Source organism: Streptomyces sp. NPDC001843 (assembly GCF_042891955.1).
In the GTDB taxonomy this organism is placed as follows: Bacteria; Actinomycetota; Actinomycetes; order Streptomycetales; family Streptomycetaceae; genus Streptomyces.
Window position 1 is genome coordinate 151170 of record NZ_JBIATQ010000014.1, and the last position, 15666, is coordinate 166835.

Genomic DNA, 15666 nt, shown 5'->3' on the forward strand with positions numbered 1-15666 from the left:
CGTGGGAGCGTGGGGTTCGCACCGCCCCGAAGCACACGTACGAGAGGGAACCCTGATGCGGGACGCGTACCACGAGGAACTGGACTCGATCGGCGACGGTCTGGTGGAGATGGCCCGGCTGGTCGGGTCGGCGATCGGGCGCGCGACGACCGCGATCCTCGACGCCGACCTGAAGCTGGCCGAGAGCGTCATCGAGGCCGACAAGAAGGTCGACGACCTGCAGCACGACCTGGAGGCACGGGCCATAGCCCTGCTGGCCCGACAGCAGCCGGTGGCCACGGACCTGCGGATCGTCGTCACGTCGCTGCGCATGTCGGCCGACCTGGAGCGCTCCGGCGACCTCGCCCAGCACGTGGCGAAGCTCGCCCGGCTGCGTTTCCCCGAGCGTGCGGTCCCCCAGGACCTGCACGCCACCATCCTGGAGATGGGCCAGCTCGCCCAGCGCCTGATGGCGAAGGCCGCCGAGGTCATCATCACGAAGGACGTCGACCTCGCGCTCCAGCTGGAGGCCGACGACGACGCGATGGACCTGCTGCACCGCACGCTCTTCCAGCACCTGATCGACGAGCGCTGGAAGCACGGCATCGAGACGGCCGTCGACGTCACCCTGCTCGGCCGCTACTACGAGCGCTACGCCGACCACGCGGTCGCGGTCGCCAAGCGCGTCGTCTTTCTGGTGACCGGCGAGCACGCGGACGAGATCCAGACGGACATCCAGTCGGTCACGGGGGCGGACGGAGCGTAGCCCTCCGGGGGTTCGGCGGGCCACGGCTGGGCTTGCCCGGGCCGCGGGCGGGGGTCGGCCTGCGGGCGGGCTTGGCCTGCGGCCGGGCTCGACCTCCCGCCGGGAGTCGGCCTCCGGCCGGGAGTCGGGTCTTCGTCCAGGGGCAGCAGCACGGCTTGCAGGCCGGGGACCCGAGGCCTCCGGCCGGAAGCAGACCCGCAGCCAGGACAGCAGTACGCCCTCCGGGCCAAGGACCCGAAGCCACGGCCGGAACTAGGGCCAGCGACCAGGAACACGGCTTGCACGCCCGGGGGCCCGAGGCCTCCAGCCGGGGGCAGGCCCGCGGCCAGGAACAGCAGCACCGTCTACAGGCCGGCGGCCCCAGGCCTACGGCTCGCGGGCGTGAGGGCTCGGGGATCGAGGGCAGGTGCGCGGTGTAGCCGAGGCCGCGGGTCTGTGGACCGCGGAGGGGAACCGCTGTCGCCCTCGGGCTGCACGACATCCGGTCGGCGCCTGCCCGCTCAAAGGCCTCCGGCCGAGTCGGAGGCTTACGGTCGCAGGCATGAAGGTCACGGATCCGAGGCACAGCGACAGCGACCCGCTCATGCCCCAGTGCGGGCGGCTTGCGGCTCGGGCCAGGGCGGGCGGCCCGGACATCCCGGCACTGCTCCTGGCGGCCCCAGCGGGCGCCACTGTGCGCCGTTGATGCGCCTACCGGGCCGGGCATGAAATGGGCAAAGGCACCAGGCCCTATCCACTGGGAGGAACCATGGCCGAATCCCCCAGCACCACGCCCGACCCCGCACAGCAGCAGGACACCGACCAGCCCGCCGACCTCAGGAGTCTCCCGCTCGTCGCTTCCTGCGGCTGCGGCTCGGGATGCGGCTGCGGGTGCCAGTCGGGCGGCCCGTGCCAGTGCGGCTGACGGCACCTTCCGTCAGCTACGTCGAGGGCCTTGGCGATCAGTGAGCGCCGGGGCCCTCGACGTATGCCGCGACCGCGTTTCCAGAAGTCGCCCCCGTGCGGTCGCGGAAGCACGATGGAAAGCGGTAGTGGAAAGGACGAGGAGGTGTGAGGCCATGCCCCGGTTCATGGACGTCCACCACGGGATGAAGGACATCACCGCCGACCAGCTGAAGCAGGCGCACCAGGCCGACCTGGCCATCGAGGGCGAGGAGAACGTGCACTTCGAGAAGGCCTGGGCGGACCCGGAGTCCGGCACCGTCTACTGCCTCTCCGAGGCGCCCTCCGCCGAGGCGGTCCAGCGCATTCACGAACGGGCGGGGCACCGGGCGGACGAGGTGCATCCGGTGCCGTTGACGGTCTGAGGACCGCAGCGAGGGGGACCGTACGACAGCCTCTGGTCATGCCTGAGCACGGCCAGAGGCTCGGGAGGTGCAGGCGGCGGCCTTCCGCAGGTCCTCAGGCATTCCCCCTGCTCTGCGCTTCCGCCTCGGCGATCGTCTGGGCCTCGGACTCCTCGACGGCCAGGGCGAGCCCGAACGCCTCAGCCATGTGACTGGCGGCGGACATGACGCGGGCCGTGCCCACCACGGGGGCGATGGCGACGAGGACGTCCTGCAACTGCTCGGTCGTGAGGTTCGCCTCGGCCGCGGCGCCGGCGTGGGCGAGGTAGGAGACCGCGGGCGCGTCCATGGCGACGAGCGCGGCGACACGGGTGAGGACAAGCGCGCCCACGTCCATGTGGCACCGCTCGAGCGAGTCGATCGTCATGGCGGTGAGCGTGTCGAGAACGGGGGCGTCAGGCGCAGTGGCCATCTCGGGTCCGCCTTTCCTCGGAGGAGAGCCGACACCCCTCAAGGTAGGGAGCCGCCGGGGGCCCTGCCTCACCCTCTGCGGGTGACCCCGCGATCGAATGGTGAGGACTGATCGACACGGGCAGACCGGCCGCCCGCGCGCCCCGTCTCACCCGTCGCCCAGGACCGGCAACTCCCTGAACTGACTGAGAGTAGATTCATAGGTCTCGTTTCGGTAAAGAGATCCACCGATGGCGTACCCTTGTTGAACTCTTGATGTTCACAAATGAGGAAGCTTTGTGAAGATCGGCCGGTCTCCGACACACGCTCAGGCCGTGGGCGTTTAGCCGCCTCCTGACGGAGCGTCGAATCGGACAGCACCGCCGCTGCGACCCGACGGGGGCTCAGCAGCACGGCTCCGGACCATCGTTCACGCCCACACCCTCCAACCGACGCCGCACCCGCCTGCTTCAGGAACAGACGGTCGCATTTCAGGGGCGTCACCGCTCAGGAAGTGGCGAAACGATTCTTCACAGGGCGCCTCATCGCACGGACCCAGAGGGGGGACCATGTACGGAAACCTGCCGGCCCGGAGGGGGATCGGCATCACGGACAGGCCGGTGACACAGCGGTAGTCCGTCCCGGGTGGCACCGGCCGCGACTCGAAAGAGCCGACGCGCCGTCCCCGCACGGCTTCACACGGAGCACGGCGCCTCTGTGCCACAAACCGCTTCCGCCGTCGGAAACTTGTGCGCACACAAGGTGAACTTTGTGTTCCAGTTGTGAAAAACACGTGTTCTGTGGCTTAGATTCCTTCACGCCAAATCGCCTCCACGGCGTATTGGTGCTGTTCCCGGTTGCTTCTTGGGTGGGGGCCCTCTGTATGTCGAGCTTCTTCGACGCATTCTGGTCATGGCTGGTGCAGGCCGTCGGTGAGACATCCTGGCGGGACGTGATGCCCCTCGGCATCGCCGGCGTCTTCGTGTGGGGACTGTGGCTGTACCGAGCGGTGCTGTCCCGGTTCGCCAGACCCGTGGTGAACGACTACCGCACCACCACCTCGGTCGTGGTGCCCGCCTACCGGGAGGACCCGGACATCCTCCTGGACTGCCTGGAGACCTGGCTGGCCCAGAATCCCACCGAGGTGATCATCGTCCCGGACGTGGAGGACCACGAGGTCATCCACCGGCTGTCACAGGTGACCGATCCGCGGGTCCGGGTGCTGGCCTTCGAACACCGCGGCAAGCGCTCGGCGCTGGGCGTGGGGATCCGGGCGGCGACCAGCGAACTGTGCGTCCTGGTCGACTCCGACACCCGCTGGGAGCCAGGGCTGCTCGACGCGGTGCAGATGCCCTTCGCCGACCCCGCGGTCGGTGGCGTCGGCACCCAGCAGAACGTCTACCAACGCCGCTCCAGCGTCTGGCGGCGCATAGCCGACTGGCTGGTCAACCTCCGCTACTACGACTACGTCCCGGCCATGGGTCGCGCCGGCGCCGTCGCCTGCCTCTCCGGCCGCACCGCGGCCTACCGGCGAGCGGCGATCACCCCGGTGCTGACCAATCTCGAGGACGAGTTCTTCCTCGGCCGCCGGTGCGTCGCGGGCGACGACGGCCGGCTGACCTGGCTTGTGCTGGCCTCCGGCTACAAGACGGTCCATCAGTCGTCCGCCCGTGCGCTGTCGATGTTCCCCTCCTCCTTCCGGGCCTTCGTCAAGCAGCGCGTGCGCTGGAGCCGCAACTCCTACCGCTGCTATCTGACCGCCCTGTACAAGGGCTGGCTGTGGCGGGTACCGCTGGTCACCAAGATCACCGTGCTGCAGATCCTGCTCACCCCCGTCACGATGGGCATGGCCGTCGGTTATCTCCTCTTCAGCCGCCTCGAACTGACAGGGCGTGGTATCGCGCTGGCACTGATCTGGCTGCTCGTCGGACGTGGCATACGCGGCTACTCGCATCTGCGCAGGCACCCGCAGGAAGTGCTCCTGCTGCCGCTGCTCGCGCTCGTGGTCGTGATGATCTCGCTGCCGATCAAGCTGTACGCCTTCGCCACCATGAACAAGCAGGGCTGGCTCACCCGCAACAGCAGCACGATCGGCGGCGAGGGCCAGGACTCCGCATCGCTCGGCGGCTCGACGCCGGACACGGCCGCATCCGGTATGGGGGCTCTCCAGTCATGAACCGTCCGAACCGCACGACACGCTCAGGGCGCCTCGGGCCGGCCCTGCGTACCGCCGCCGCTCTGCCGGTTGCCACCGCACTGTTCCTGCTCGCCCCCGCCGCCCACGCCTCGGCTGACGGAAAAAACGACTCTCCTGAGCAGCAGTTCACCGCGGAGGAGTCAGAGACCCAGGCGGCACTGGTCGCCGCCGAGGACCATCGGCTCGACCAGGTCCGCGCGGTGGCCGCGGTCGCTCCGCTGAAGGACCTGCGGTACACGAAGCCGTACCGGACGGAGACCACCGGCGGCTACACCCTCGTACTGACCCGGCGCAGCAAGCCGTACAGCATCGCCGACCTTCTGCGGCTCGCGCCGCAGACGTTCGTGCGGAAGCCGGACGGGTCGTATCTGCTGACGGAGAACATCTATCTGAACTCCGGGGCCAAACTGCGTCTGTCCAACCCCGGTGGGCTGAACCTGCACATGGCCAGCAACCGCCAGGGCTTCGTCTCCATCGTCTCCTTCGGCGGCCGGATCATGATCGACGGCGCCGCGCAGGCGCACGTCAAGGTCAGCAGCTGGGACCCCGTGAAGAACCGACCGGACACCGACGTCCGGGACGGGCGGGCCTACATCCGCGCCATCGGCGGCCAGTTCTCCATGAGCTACGCAGACGTCTCGGACCTGGGTTTCTGGAGCGGACGCACCGGCGGGCTCAGCCTCACCGGGACCGACCGGCCCAACACCGGCAGCCTCAGCGGCCCGGACACCCCCACCGATGACGACGACCAGCTCAGCAGCAGCGGCGTGCTGACCGGCCCCTCGGGCAAGCTGACCACCCCGGACAGCCGTTTCAGCACACCCCAACTGTCCTACGTGTCGGCGGACATCAACCACTCCACCGTGTCCGGCAACGTGTACGGGCTGTTCGCCTCCGGCGCCACCGGAGTCACCGTCGAGTCCACCACCATCGAGAAGAGCCGGCAGGACGGCCTCGTACTGCACCGCTTCGTGACCAACGCGATCGTCGAGAAGACCACGTCACGGGAGAACGGCGGCGACGGTTTCGTGCTGGCCCGTGCCACCCAGCAGGTCCGCGTCACCGGTTCCAAGTCGCTGGGCAACGGCGGCAACGGCTTCACCATCAGCGGCCAGCCGCTGGCCCACGGCCCCTCCGCCTCCGGTCAGTCCGTCAGCAGCTACGGCTCCAACTCGGTCTCCAGCAGCACCGCCAAGGACAACGGCCACTACGGCATCGAGGTCGTCGGCGGCACAGACGTCGGTGTGCAGGACAACACCGTGGTCGGCGGTGACATGGGCATCGTCGCCCGCAAGGACGCCGAGAAGGTCGCGGTCACCGGCAACCACCTGGTCGGCCAGTCCCGGCAGGGCATCTCGGTGCGCGACGGCGTGACGGGCGCCAAGGTCACCGGCAACATCGTCGAGAAGGCCGACACCGCCGTCTACGTCCGCGACTCGGTCGCCGAGGTGCGGGGCAACACCGTCGAGGAAGCCGGCAACCACGGCGTCTCCCTGGTCGGCGGCATCGACGGCTCCACGGTCTCGTACAACGTCATCGCCGGTGTCGGCCCCAGCGCCGTCGACAACTCCCGTGCCCACGGTGACATGACCATCAGGGAGAACCAGACCTTCGCCTGGTACGACACCAGCTCGTTCTGGGTGAAGTTCCGGCACTACGCCAGCCCGATGACCCTGCTGTGGACGGGTATCCTGCTCCTCATTCTGTTCTCCGCGGCCCTGGGCAGGCGCGGCCGCCGCACGCGCGGGCAGTTCGGCATCCACCCGTACCTGGACAAGGCGCCGCTGCCCAAGGACAACCTGCGCGAGATCCCCCGGCCGGAAACGGAACAGGAGCGGGTACCGGTGATGTCCGAATGAGCGCCGTGAACCGTGCCGTGTGGCTGTCGGGAGCCGCCCTCGCGGTCGCGGTGGTGGCGCTGATCGTGGCCCTGACCGCCGGCGGCGACGGGAGCTCCCCGCGCACCAAGGCCGACCCGACGAGCAGCGCCTCGACCGCCCGCAGCAGCGTCACCGAGGAGCCGTCCCCGTCGGCCACCGGACCCGTCGCCACCGCGGACCCGGCCACGCCGCAGGCCACCGGCTCGGCCAAGGCGTCCGCCGACGCCGTGACCTGCCCCGCGGCCACCGTCGACGTCAGCGACGGCAAGACGCTCGAGGACGCCCTCGACGGCGCCATGCCGGGCGATGTCATCCACCTCGCCGACGGCCGCTACGAGGGCAAGTTCACGGCCAAGGCCGCGGGCACCGCCGACAAGCCGATCTGGGTCTGCGGCGGCCCCGGCGCGGTGATCGACGCAGGCGGCGTCAAGGGGGGCTACGCCTTCCACCTCGACGGCGCCGACTACTGGCGGCTGATCGGCTTCACCGTGCGCAACGGCCAGAAGGGCGTGATGGCGGACCAGGTCCAGCACGCCGTCATCCAGGGCCTGACGGTCGAGCAGATCGGCGACGAGGCCATCCACCTGCGCGACTTCAGCTCGGACAACGTCGTCCGTGACAACACCATCCGCGACACCGGGCGGCGCAAGCCGAAGTTCGGCGAAGGCGTGTACATCGGCTCCGCCGACTCCAACTGGTGCACGGTCACCCAGTGCAAGCCGGACAACAGCGACCGCAACGTCGTGACCGGCAACCACATCAGCGCCACCACGGCCGAGGCGGTCGACATCAAGGAAGGCACCACCGGCGGTGTCGTCACCCGCAACACCTTCGACGGCTCCGACCTGTCCGGCTCGCACGACGACTCCTGGGTCGACGTGAAGGGCAACGGCTGGACGATCTCCTTCAACACCGGCAGCCACAGCAACGAGGACGGATTCCAGACGCACGAGATCCGCGACGGCTGGGGCAAGGACAACACCTTCAAGGGCAACGTCGCCCATGTGGACGGCCCGGGCTACGGCTTCCACTTCACGCCCGTCAACGGCAACAAACTGACCTGCGACAACAAGGCAACGGGCGCGGCAGAGGGTCTCGCCAACGTCCACTGCGCCTCCTGACCGCACCTTTCTCGCTTCTCCGTCACGCAGGGCCCGCCGTAGGGCGGGCCGCTGCGGCGGTCCGCCACACCCGAAAACACATTCCTGGAGACGATCATGGCAGCCACCACCATCCCGGAGGACACCGCCGGCTCCCAGCCCCGCGACGGCGACAAGGCCGTTCCCCGGCTCACCGTCATAGGCACCGGCTACCTCGGCGCCACCCACGCCATCTGCATGGCGGTCCTCGGCTTCGACGTCCTGGGGGTGGAGATCGACCAGAACAAGGTCGACAGGCTCAACTCGGGCACCGTCCCCTTCTTCGAGCCCGGGCTGCCCGAACTGCTGGGCAAGGCGCTGGACTCGGGGCGGCTGCGGTTCACGACGAGCTTCGCGGAGGCCGCCGAGTTCGGTGACGTCCACTTCCTGTGCGTGGGCACCCCCCAACAGCAGGGATCGGAAGCGGCCGACCTGCGGTACGTGGACGCCGCCGCCACCGAACTGGCCCGGCATCTGTACCGTCGCACACTCGTGGTCGGCAAGTCCACCGTGCCCGTCGGTACGGCCGCACGCCTCACGGAACTCATCCAGCGCACCGCCCCCGCAGGGGACCGGGTGGAGGTCGCCTGGAACCCGGAGTTCCTCCGCGAGAGCCGCGCCGTGGACGACACGTTGCGCCCCGACCGGCTGGTCTTCGGCGTCTCCTCGCCCTGGGCCGAGGAGCGGCTGCGCGCCGCCTTCGCCCCGGTCATCGAGCGGGGAACACCGGTGGTGGTCACCGATCTGGCGACCGCCGAGCTGGTCAAGGTGGCCGCCAACTCCTTCCTCGCCACGAAGATCTCGTACATCAACGCGATGGCCGAGGTCTGCGAGGTGGCCGGCGCCGATGTCACCGGCCTCGCCGAGGCGCTGGCCTACGACGACCGGATCGGCGGTCGCTTCCTCCAGCCCGGTCTGGGCTTCGGCGGCGGCTGCCTGCCCAAGGACATCCGGGCGTTCGCCCACCGCGCCGAGGAGCTCGGTGTCGGCCAGGCCGTCTCCTTCCTCCGCGAGGTGGACGCCATCAACCGGCGCCGCCGCGCCCGGACCGTGGACCTCGTCCGCGAACTGGCCGGCGGCGAGCTGACCGGTATCCGGGTGACCGCCCTCGGGGCGGCCTTCAAGCCCAACTCCGACGACATCCGGGACGCCCCCGCCCTCGACGTGGCCAGCACGCTCCACAGGCTGGGAGCCCACGTCACCGTCGTCGACCCGGCCGCGACGGACAACGCCCGGCGCAGCTTCCCTGAGCTGTCCTACGGCACGGACGCCCTGTCCGCCGCCGCGGGCAGCGACGTCGTCGTACTGCTCACCGAGTGGAACGAGTTCCGGCTCATCGACCCGGAAGCCATGGGCGCGGTGGTCGCCCACCGGCGCATCGTGGACGGGCGCCACGCCCTGGACCCGGCCGAGTGGCGCGCGGCGGGCTGGGAGTACCGGGCGCTGGGGCGGCCGTAGCCGACCCGGCCCTCCCCTCGACGGCCAGGGGCGGACGGAGCAGCGGCCCTGCCGAACGCTCCGCCGCCCTTGGCCGTCTGCCGGAGGGAGGATGTGCGGACGGCAGTGACAGCCGGGCGAAGACTGCCCACTTCCGGCAGTGATTTCGGTGCAGGACAGCCAGGAGGATCTTCGTACCGACAGCCTGCCCACGGAGGTACACCAATGAGACGGCTCCGCGCTGCCCTGCTCGTCACGGCCACCGCCCTGGCGCCGGCCCTGCTCCTGACCACGCCGGCGTCGGCGAACGGCGCGGCGGCCACGCCCCCGGGCGTGCCGGCGACTTCCGGGACGGTGGCGTCCGGGACGGTGGCGTCCGGGGAAGCGGCGTCCGGGACGGTGCTGTCCGCCACGACGGCGGACGGAACGCCGGTGGACGAGATGTCGGAGGACGACCTCCGTATCGCGGTCCTGCGCATCCTGGCGGACAAGGACAGCGGCAAGGCGGTCGTCCGCGAGGCCGGCAAGGCCCTCGACGGCACGGTGGACGACATGCGGAACTTCCTGAAGACCGGCTACCGCCTGGCCCGGGCCGAGGACGACCGCGTCGCGATCTTCCGGATCCTGGGAGACAAGAACTCCGGCAAGGCGGTCGTCCGGGAGGCGACCAAGGCGCTGCAGACCGACACGCCGGAGGCTCTGCGCGCCTTCCTGGAGACCGGCTACCGCCTGGCCCAGGCCGAGGACGACCGCGTCGCCATCTTCCGGATCCTGGCCGACCCGCACATCAGCAAGGCCCTCCGCGCGGCTGCCGAGAAAGCCGTCGACGGGACGCCGGAGGAGATGCGGTACTTCCTGGAGGTCGGCCAGTACGAGGTGGACCCCTGAACGAAAGTCCTTCGGTCCCCGCGGCCCCCTACGGGACGGTTCGGGGAGGCGGGGGCCGGGGACCCGGAGCGGGGAACCGGGGGGGATGGCCACCCCAGGAGGACGCGATGTTGCGGCACACCAGACTGGCCGGGGAATCGGCGGACTACCTCGCGGCCCGCGAAGAGCTGCGCCTGGCCGAGATCGAGCTCATGCGCCACCGTGAGGAAGTCGCGGCCCTACGGCGGTCCCTCCCCCAGGGGCCGCCCGTGGACGACTACGTCTTCCTCGAAGGCCCCGCCGATCTCGGCGCCGGTGACACGCCGGTCCGCGAGGTCGCGTTGAGCGGGCTGTTCACCTCCCCCGACCGTCCGCTGATCGTCTACCACTTCATGTACGGCAAGCTGCAGACCAGCCCCTGCCCGATGTGCACCCTGTGGATCGACGGCTTCAACGGGGTCGCACGCCACGTCACCCGCAACGCGGACTTCGTCGTCGCCGCGGCCGCCGACCCGCCCACTCTGCGGGAGCACGCCCGCAACCGGGGCTGGGACCGGCTGCGCCTGCTGAGCTGCGGTGACAGTACGTTCAAGTACGACCTGGGCAGCGAGGACGAGGATGGCGCGCAGGACTCCACGGTCTCCGTCTTCACCCGCGACGGCGACGGCACGGTCCACCACTTCTACTCCACCCATCCCCGCATGGCCGACGACATCGACCAGCGCGGCATCGACCTCCTGGCCCCCGTCTGGCACCTCCTCGACCTGACACCGCGGGGCCGTGGCGAGTGGTACCCGACCCTCGACTACTGAGGTCCGCAGCTGGAAAGGATGCTGTTCGCGCAGATCCTCGCGACCGCACTCGCAGACTCTCTCGCACCCGCCCTGGCGGATGTGTCGGCCCGGGAGATCACGAAGGTCCTGACCCACCACGCCGCACCCCAGGGCGACGACACCCGTGAAACCACCGGCGGTCCCGGCCGCGGCCACCGCACCACCGGCGGCGGACGCTCCTGAGACGCCTGCCTCAGGACAGCGCAAGCCCCTGCCTGCGGAGAGCTCGCGGGCACGGGCTGGAACATCGGCGCGTCGTGTGAGCACCGCGCGTTCTCATTACTGCGGCTGCACGCTCTTACGCAGGTACATCGAGGACACGTCGTAGCCGTTGCGGCGATAGAGGGCAATGGCAGCCTCATTGTCCCCGGCGACGTTCAAGCCGAGGGATGTCCACCCCTCGCGGGCAACGAGCTCCTCGGCAGCGGAGAGGACGGCGGATCCGTACCCGCGGCGCCGGAACGCCGGGAAGACGTTGATGTCGTACAGCCAGGCCGAGCCGGCAGTGCCCGAAGCCTGGCGGGGATCCGGACCGATCCACGCGTTCCCCACGACCTCGCCCGACGCGTCCTCCGCCACCACGAGATGATGACGAGCCGTGTCGAGCCCGTCCGGGAGAAACCGAGCCGTGCCCTGACGAACCCGCTCCCGCGCCAGTTCCTCGGGCATGAGCTTGCTGAGCTCCCGGACCGACTCGGCCTCACGGTGCTCAGTGGCCGCCGCGTACTCCGTCGGCGTCATCTTCCGTAAGGTCACCTTCTGCTTGCCCACGCCCCCATCTTCGACCCGTCACGGCGAATGCGCTGCCGAGTTTCCGAACCCGACGGGATCCGGCCCAGGCACAGCAGTGGGAGCCCAGGCAGAGGCGAGGGAACAGCCGGAGCCGACTTCCCGAAGCACTGAGTGTCGGCGACGGTTGAAAAGTGAGCCGGTTCCGGCGGGTGAAAAATGACCCCCCGCTGCGTCAGTTGATGTTGGTCATTCCCCGGTGTTGGCGGCGGGAACCCGTCCGAGGTCGCGTCCGCGCATGCGGTAGCTGTCGCCCTTCAGCGAGATCACTTCAGCGTGGTGGACGAGTCGGTCGATCATCGCGGCGGCGACGGTGTCGTCGCCGAAGACCTCGCCCCAGCGCCCGAAGGGCTTGTTGCTGGTCACGATCACCGAGGCTCGTTCGTAGCGGCCCGAGACGAACTGGAAGAACAGGTTCGCGGCCTCGGGCTCGAAGGGGATGTAGCCGACTTCGTCGACCACGATCAATGGGATCCGTCCCAGCCGGGTCAACTCGTCGCTCAAGCGGCCTGCTTGGTGGGCCTCGGCGAGGCGGGTGACCCACTGGGCGGCGGTGCCGAAGGCCACCCGATGGCCGGCCTGACAGGCCCGGATGCCCAAGCCGGTGGCCAGGTGGGTCTTGCCCGTGCCGGGCGGCCCCAGGAAGATCACGTTCTCCTTTCCGGCCACGAAGTCCAGCGTCCCCAGATGGGCGATGACCTCGCGTTTCACGGACCGCTGGTGGTCGAAGTCGAAGTCCTCCAGCGACTTGCGAGAGGGGAAACGAGCCGCCCGGATGCGTCCCTCGGCGCCGTGGGAGTCACGGGCGGCGACCTCCCGCTGCAGGCAGGCGGTCAGATACTCCTCGTGGCTCCAGCTCTCCTCGCGGGCCCGCTCGGCGAGCCGGGCGGCAGCGTCCCGCAGGGCCGGTGCCTTCAGCGCCTTGGTCAGATAGATCAGTTCGGAGCCGACGTCGCGGCTGGCCCTGGCCTGGTTCGTGCCGTTCTTCGTGCTCATCACGCTGCCCCTTCACCCGTGCTCAGCCCGCCGTCGATGACACCGAAGATCCGGTCATAGGTGTCCAGCGACCGCTCCTCGACCTCCGTCACGTCCACCGGCGCCGGCTTCGGGCCGGCGGCCGCCTTGCGGGCGGCTGCGGCAGCGGCCGCGTGGTCCGGGTCGGTGATGGTCTGGTGGCGGGCCCAGCTGCGGGCATGACGGGCGACCTCGACGCCGTCGCAGGTCACCAGGACCTGGTCCAGGTCGGCAGCGACCTCGATGCGGCGGCCGACGGCCAGCGGGTGCACCGAGTAGTCGCAGGTGTCCAAGCGGACGTAGTGGTCCCGGGGCAGCCGCAGAGAGGCCTTCCACCAGCCCGGCGGGGCGATCGGCGGCAAGGCCAGCATCCGGGAGCGGTCCGCTTCCAGCCGGTCCGCCGGGCGGGCCTGCAACGTGCGGTGGACGCGCCGGTTGGCCCTGGCCAGCCAGTCGGCGAGCTGAATGTTGAAGTCGGCCGGCGAGGTGAACACCCGCCCGGGCAGGAACGACGTCTCCAGATAGCCGTTGGCCCGTTCGACCAGGCCCTTGGCCTCTGGATCCCGCGGCTTGCAGAGCAGGAACTTGATGCCCAGCAGTCCCGCGAACGCAGCGAAGTCATCGGTGAGTTGGGGTCCGCCGGACCGCCAGGAGCCGACGGCGCCCTCGTTGTCCCAGACCAGCACCCGGGGAACGGCGCCCAGCTCGGTCAGCAGCCGCCAGTGCCCGGCGATCAGGTCGGCCGCAGACCTGGAGGGCAGCATCCGGGCGGTGATCCACCGCGAGTAGCCCGCGACCATGACCAGCACCGGTGGCCGCCCGACCTGGCCGAAGCCGAGCGGGATGTCGACGGGCGGGAACCACAGGTCGCACTGGCCGATCTCGCCCGGCTCATAAACCGTCCGCGAGGCCGGATCCGCGGGCCGATAGGCCGGCCGCAGGTCGCGGACCCGGTCCTTGAGCACGGTCAGGCCGCGGTCCCAGCCGATCCGCTCGGCGATCACCGTCGCCGGCATCTCCGGCCACTGTTCGAGCAGTTCACGGATCTGCGGCTCGACCGCGTCCACAATCGAGCCTTTCGGGGCCCGCTGGTACTTCGGCGGCGCGTCGTCCGCGATCGCCCTGCGGACCGTGTTCCTCGCGATCCCCAGCTTCCTCGCAATCGCTCGCACCGGCATCTGCTCGGCCCGGTGAAGCCGGCGGATCTCCGCCCAGTCCTCCACGCTGATCACCACTCCTCCCGGCCTGACTCAACGAGCCAAGCCCCTGGAGGGGGTCAACTTTCAAGCGCCGCCGCTGGTCCACTTTTCAGCCGTCGCCGACAACTGAGCACGGCCCGATCAACCGGCTGACGGCCCAGAGACGGCCCAGGGCAAGAGAAGAGCCCCCTTCCAGCGGAGAAACCGCAGGCAGGGGGCTTCTTCGTGGGCGCTTACTTCTTCTTGCCCTGGGTCTTGTCGGGGATCTTGGTGAACTGCATTTTCGATGGTCAGGATGGGTGGGATCGTGCGCCTGGTAGTCGTCGTTGGTCGTCATTGGCCACTGTCGAGCGGCCTCGGACGGCCCAGGGACGGCCCAGCCGGGGGCCCTCGGGCTTCGTCATCTCGCGTTGTCAGTGGGGGCGGCTACTGTGCACCCGCCAGCGAGGGCCACACTCTGGGGAGGGGCTTTGGGAGCCAAGACGGGCTTTCTGATGTACGCCGACGGCGACGTGCCGAGGCTGCTGCGAGAAGCGGGCACAGCGGACCTCGCACGCACGGCCAGCATGATGCGACTGCTCTACCCGGGCTGGGAGATAGAAGCAAGCGAGGGCTCGACTCTCTGGGACGGCGTATACCCCCCGGAGGGGACGGCGTACGCGGCGAGCTGGCCCGGCCTTGAGGTCATCGGCGACCAGAGGGTGATGATCGACTTTCCTTCCCAGCTCCCGGAACACCTCGTGGCGGCGAGCATCGGCCAGCGGCTCGTGCTGCACGCTATGCACAGCGTCGTGGACTGGCTCGCGTTCGCCGTGTGGGAGGACGGCCGGCTCGTCCGCTCGCTGAGCCTGTCCCCGGACAGCGGCATCATCGAGAACATCGGCGAACCACTCTCCTTCGAGTTGCCCTACTGGGCCGGAGACCGCCCGGCCGACATCATTCCCTGGCCGGACGAGGACGAAGGCCCCTACCCATTGCCGTTCCACCCCTTGGAACTGGGCGAAGACGCGCTGCGCGCGCTCTGCGGCTTCGTACTGGAGGGCCGCCCCGAGCCGGACGACATCGACACGGACAGCATCCGACTGCACGGCTTCCAGGTCCGGGACCCGCACGGCCCAGATCCCGCGGAGCGGGAAGCGGCGTTGCAAAGGGCCATGGAAGCCATGGGCCCACCGCGCTTCTTCTCTCTGGGCCCTGACGGCTCACTCATCGAGCGCGACAGCCTCTAGCTCGGGACTTCTTCGTCCTGCAGTTACTGGGGCGGGGGTGCTGCCTTGGACTACTGCGCGTCTCACCTGCGTTGATGGTGCACAGACGTTCGCGGGCGTCCGTCGATGTGCGTCGGCATTGTCACGCAGTTAGACACTCACCCCCAACTCCGCTCACATCTTGCGACGCTTGCTTGCCCTCTTCTTCAGTTCGGCCTGGCCGCGCTTCGTCCAGTCACCTTGATGGCGGTAGCAACGCGACGTTCCCTTCATTGTCTTGTTGCGGCAGCTGCCTCGGTCCGTCGGCCAACCACACTTTCCCTGCTTCCACTCACCCACAGTCCCCACCCCTTGCGTTGGTCCGTCTTCGGGTCTGGGCGTCCAGCCTGTGGCACCTCGCTTACACAGGGCAGAGCGCATGGCCGACGGCATCGGGCGAGCCGGTGCACGCGGGTCAGTACGTCGAGCGCTCTTCGAAGCGCACGCTTTCCAACTGTGTTGGTGGTCTTGAGCACCTCGGACGGGGCCGTTCACCTGCGTTCAACGGCGGTCGGCCGTGGGATCGGCTAACGCCTTCGGTCCCGTCTGAACGGCCGTGAACGGGGCTGAATGAGACGGAAAC

Annotated in this window: 15 protein-coding genes; 11 read left to right on the top strand and 4 right to left on the bottom strand. The window is 69.5% G+C overall.

Annotated elements, in window-relative coordinates; all coding sequences use genetic code 11:
* The first annotated feature begins 55 nt into the window (after positions 1 to 55).
* The 3 genes from phoU to ACFYZQ_RS31315 all read left to right on the top strand — a co-directional run bounded on the left by phoU (position 56) and on the right by ACFYZQ_RS31315 (position 2052).
* A complete protein-coding gene (gene phoU, locus ACFYZQ_RS31305; RefSeq protein WP_389154960.1) occupies positions 56 to 745 on the top strand; it encodes a phosphate signaling complex protein PhoU in 690 nt (229 codons plus the stop codon).
* Positions 746 to 1493: 748 nt separating this feature from the next.
* On the top strand, positions 1494 to 1649 hold the full coding sequence (locus ACFYZQ_RS31310) for a hypothetical protein (RefSeq protein ID WP_389154963.1): 156 nt from the start codon (positions 1494 to 1496) through the stop codon (positions 1647 to 1649).
* A gap of 154 nt (positions 1650 to 1803) precedes the next feature.
* Entirely contained in the window at positions 1804 to 2052 is a 249-nt protein-coding gene (locus tag ACFYZQ_RS31315) for an SCO4226 family nickel-binding protein (protein ID WP_389154966.1), read from the top strand.
* Positions 2053 to 2146: 94 nt separating this feature from the next.
* Here the strand turns inward: ACFYZQ_RS31315 and ACFYZQ_RS31320 are convergent, their stop codons facing one another.
* Entirely contained in the window at positions 2147 to 2503 is a 357-nt protein-coding gene (locus ACFYZQ_RS31320) for a carboxymuconolactone decarboxylase (protein WP_389154968.1), read from the bottom strand.
* An 861-nt stretch (positions 2504 to 3364) separates the two neighbouring features.
* On the opposite strand from ACFYZQ_RS31320, the gene ACFYZQ_RS31325 reads away from it, so the two are divergent.
* From ACFYZQ_RS31325 to ACFYZQ_RS31355, 7 genes are all read left to right on the top strand, one after another.
* Entirely contained in the window at positions 3365 to 4657 is a 1293-nt protein-coding gene (locus ACFYZQ_RS31325; RefSeq protein WP_389154971.1) for a glycosyltransferase family 2 protein, read from the top strand.
* Positions 4654 to 6537 (top strand): right-handed parallel beta-helix repeat-containing protein, encoded by a 1884-nt coding sequence (locus tag ACFYZQ_RS31330; protein WP_389154975.1) that lies wholly within the window; start codon positions 4654 to 4656, stop codon positions 6535 to 6537. The genes ACFYZQ_RS31325 and ACFYZQ_RS31330 overlap by 4 nt, the downstream gene beginning before the upstream one ends.
* Complete coding sequence (locus tag ACFYZQ_RS31335; protein ID WP_389154978.1) at positions 6534 to 7679, top strand: nitrous oxide reductase family maturation protein NosD; 1146 nt, start codon at positions 6534 to 6536, stop codon at positions 7677 to 7679. Before ACFYZQ_RS31330 ends, ACFYZQ_RS31335 begins: the two co-directional genes overlap by 4 nt.
* A 96-nt stretch (positions 7680 to 7775) precedes the next feature.
* Positions 7776 to 9155 carry a UDP-glucose dehydrogenase family protein gene (locus tag ACFYZQ_RS31340; protein ID WP_389154981.1) on the top strand — a complete coding sequence of 460 codons (1380 nt, stop codon included), beginning with the start codon at positions 7776 to 7778 and terminating at the stop codon, positions 9153 to 9155.
* 204 nt (positions 9156 to 9359) lie between these two features.
* Positions 9360 to 10022: an ALF repeat-containing protein gene (locus tag ACFYZQ_RS31345; protein ID WP_389154984.1), complete on the top strand. Its 663-nt coding sequence runs from the start codon at positions 9360 to 9362 to the stop codon at positions 10020 to 10022.
* A gap of 107 nt (positions 10023 to 10129) precedes the next feature.
* Positions 10130 to 10813 carry a DUF899 family protein gene (locus ACFYZQ_RS31350; RefSeq protein ID WP_389154986.1) on the top strand — a complete coding sequence of 228 codons (684 nt, stop codon included), beginning with the start codon at positions 10130 to 10132 and terminating at the stop codon, positions 10811 to 10813.
* Between the two features lie 18 nt (positions 10814 to 10831).
* Positions 10832 to 11017 (top strand): hypothetical protein, encoded by a 186-nt coding sequence (locus ACFYZQ_RS31355; protein WP_389154989.1) that lies wholly within the window; start codon positions 10832 to 10834, stop codon positions 11015 to 11017.
* A 96-nt stretch (positions 11018 to 11113) separates the two neighbouring features.
* On the opposite strand, the gene ACFYZQ_RS31360 is transcribed toward ACFYZQ_RS31355, so the two are convergent.
* The 3 genes from ACFYZQ_RS31360 to istA form a co-directional block, all read right to left on the bottom strand.
* A complete protein-coding gene (locus ACFYZQ_RS31360) occupies positions 11114 to 11605 on the bottom strand; it encodes a GNAT family N-acetyltransferase (RefSeq protein ID WP_389154992.1) in 492 nt (163 codons plus the stop codon).
* Between the two features lie 207 nt (positions 11606 to 11812).
* Positions 11813 to 12619: an IS21-like element helper ATPase IstB gene (gene istB / locus ACFYZQ_RS31365; RefSeq protein ID WP_389154995.1), complete on the bottom strand. Its 807-nt coding sequence runs from the start codon at positions 12617 to 12619 to the stop codon at positions 11813 to 11815.
* Positions 12619 to 13869: an IS21 family transposase gene (gene istA / locus ACFYZQ_RS31370; protein ID WP_389154997.1), complete on the bottom strand. Its 1251-nt coding sequence runs from the start codon at positions 13867 to 13869 to the stop codon at positions 12619 to 12621. The genes istB and istA overlap by 1 nt, the downstream gene beginning before the upstream one ends.
* Before the next feature lie 437 nt (positions 13870 to 14306).
* Between istA and ACFYZQ_RS31375 the strand changes: the two genes are divergently transcribed.
* Positions 14307 to 15065, top strand: a complete 759-nt coding sequence (locus ACFYZQ_RS31375; protein WP_389155000.1) for a DUF6928 family protein — start codon at positions 14307 to 14309, stop codon at positions 15063 to 15065.
* Positions 15066 to 15666: the final 601 nt, after the last annotated feature.

What these genes read in the sequence shown, in the direction of transcription:
- ACFYZQ_RS31355 (WP_389154989.1), top strand. Translation starts at nt 10,832, where the DNA reads ATGCTGTTCGCGCAGATCCTCGCGACCGCACTCGCAGACTCTCTCGCA.
- ACFYZQ_RS31335 (WP_389154978.1), top strand. Translation starts at nt 6,534, where the DNA reads ATGAGCGCCGTGAACCGTGCCGTGTGGCTGTCGGGAGCCGCCCTCGCG.
- ACFYZQ_RS31345 (WP_389154984.1), top strand. Translation starts at nt 9,360, where the DNA reads ATGAGACGGCTCCGCGCTGCCCTGCTCGTCACGGCCACCGCCCTGGCG.
- ACFYZQ_RS31325 (WP_389154971.1), top strand. Translation starts at nt 3,365, where the DNA reads ATGTCGAGCTTCTTCGACGCATTCTGGTCATGGCTGGTGCAGGCCGTC.
- ACFYZQ_RS31350 (WP_389154986.1), top strand. Translation starts at nt 10,130, where the DNA reads ATGTTGCGGCACACCAGACTGGCCGGGGAATCGGCGGACTACCTCGCG.
- phoU (WP_389154960.1), top strand. Translation starts at nt 56, where the DNA reads ATGCGGGACGCGTACCACGAGGAACTGGACTCGATCGGCGACGGTCTG.
- istB (WP_389154995.1), bottom strand. Translation starts at nt 12,619, where the DNA reads ATGAGCACGAAGAACGGCACGAACCAGGCCAGGGCCAGCCGCGACGTC.
- ACFYZQ_RS31310 (WP_389154963.1), top strand. Translation starts at nt 1,494, where the DNA reads ATGGCCGAATCCCCCAGCACCACGCCCGACCCCGCACAGCAGCAGGAC.
- ACFYZQ_RS31340 (WP_389154981.1), top strand. Translation starts at nt 7,776, where the DNA reads ATGGCAGCCACCACCATCCCGGAGGACACCGCCGGCTCCCAGCCCCGC.
- ACFYZQ_RS31315 (WP_389154966.1), top strand. Translation starts at nt 1,804, where the DNA reads ATGCCCCGGTTCATGGACGTCCACCACGGGATGAAGGACATCACCGCC.
- ACFYZQ_RS31330 (WP_389154975.1), top strand. Translation starts at nt 4,654, where the DNA reads ATGAACCGTCCGAACCGCACGACACGCTCAGGGCGCCTCGGGCCGGCC.
- ACFYZQ_RS31320 (WP_389154968.1), bottom strand. Translation starts at nt 2,503, where the DNA reads ATGGCCACTGCGCCTGACGCCCCCGTTCTCGACACGCTCACCGCCATG.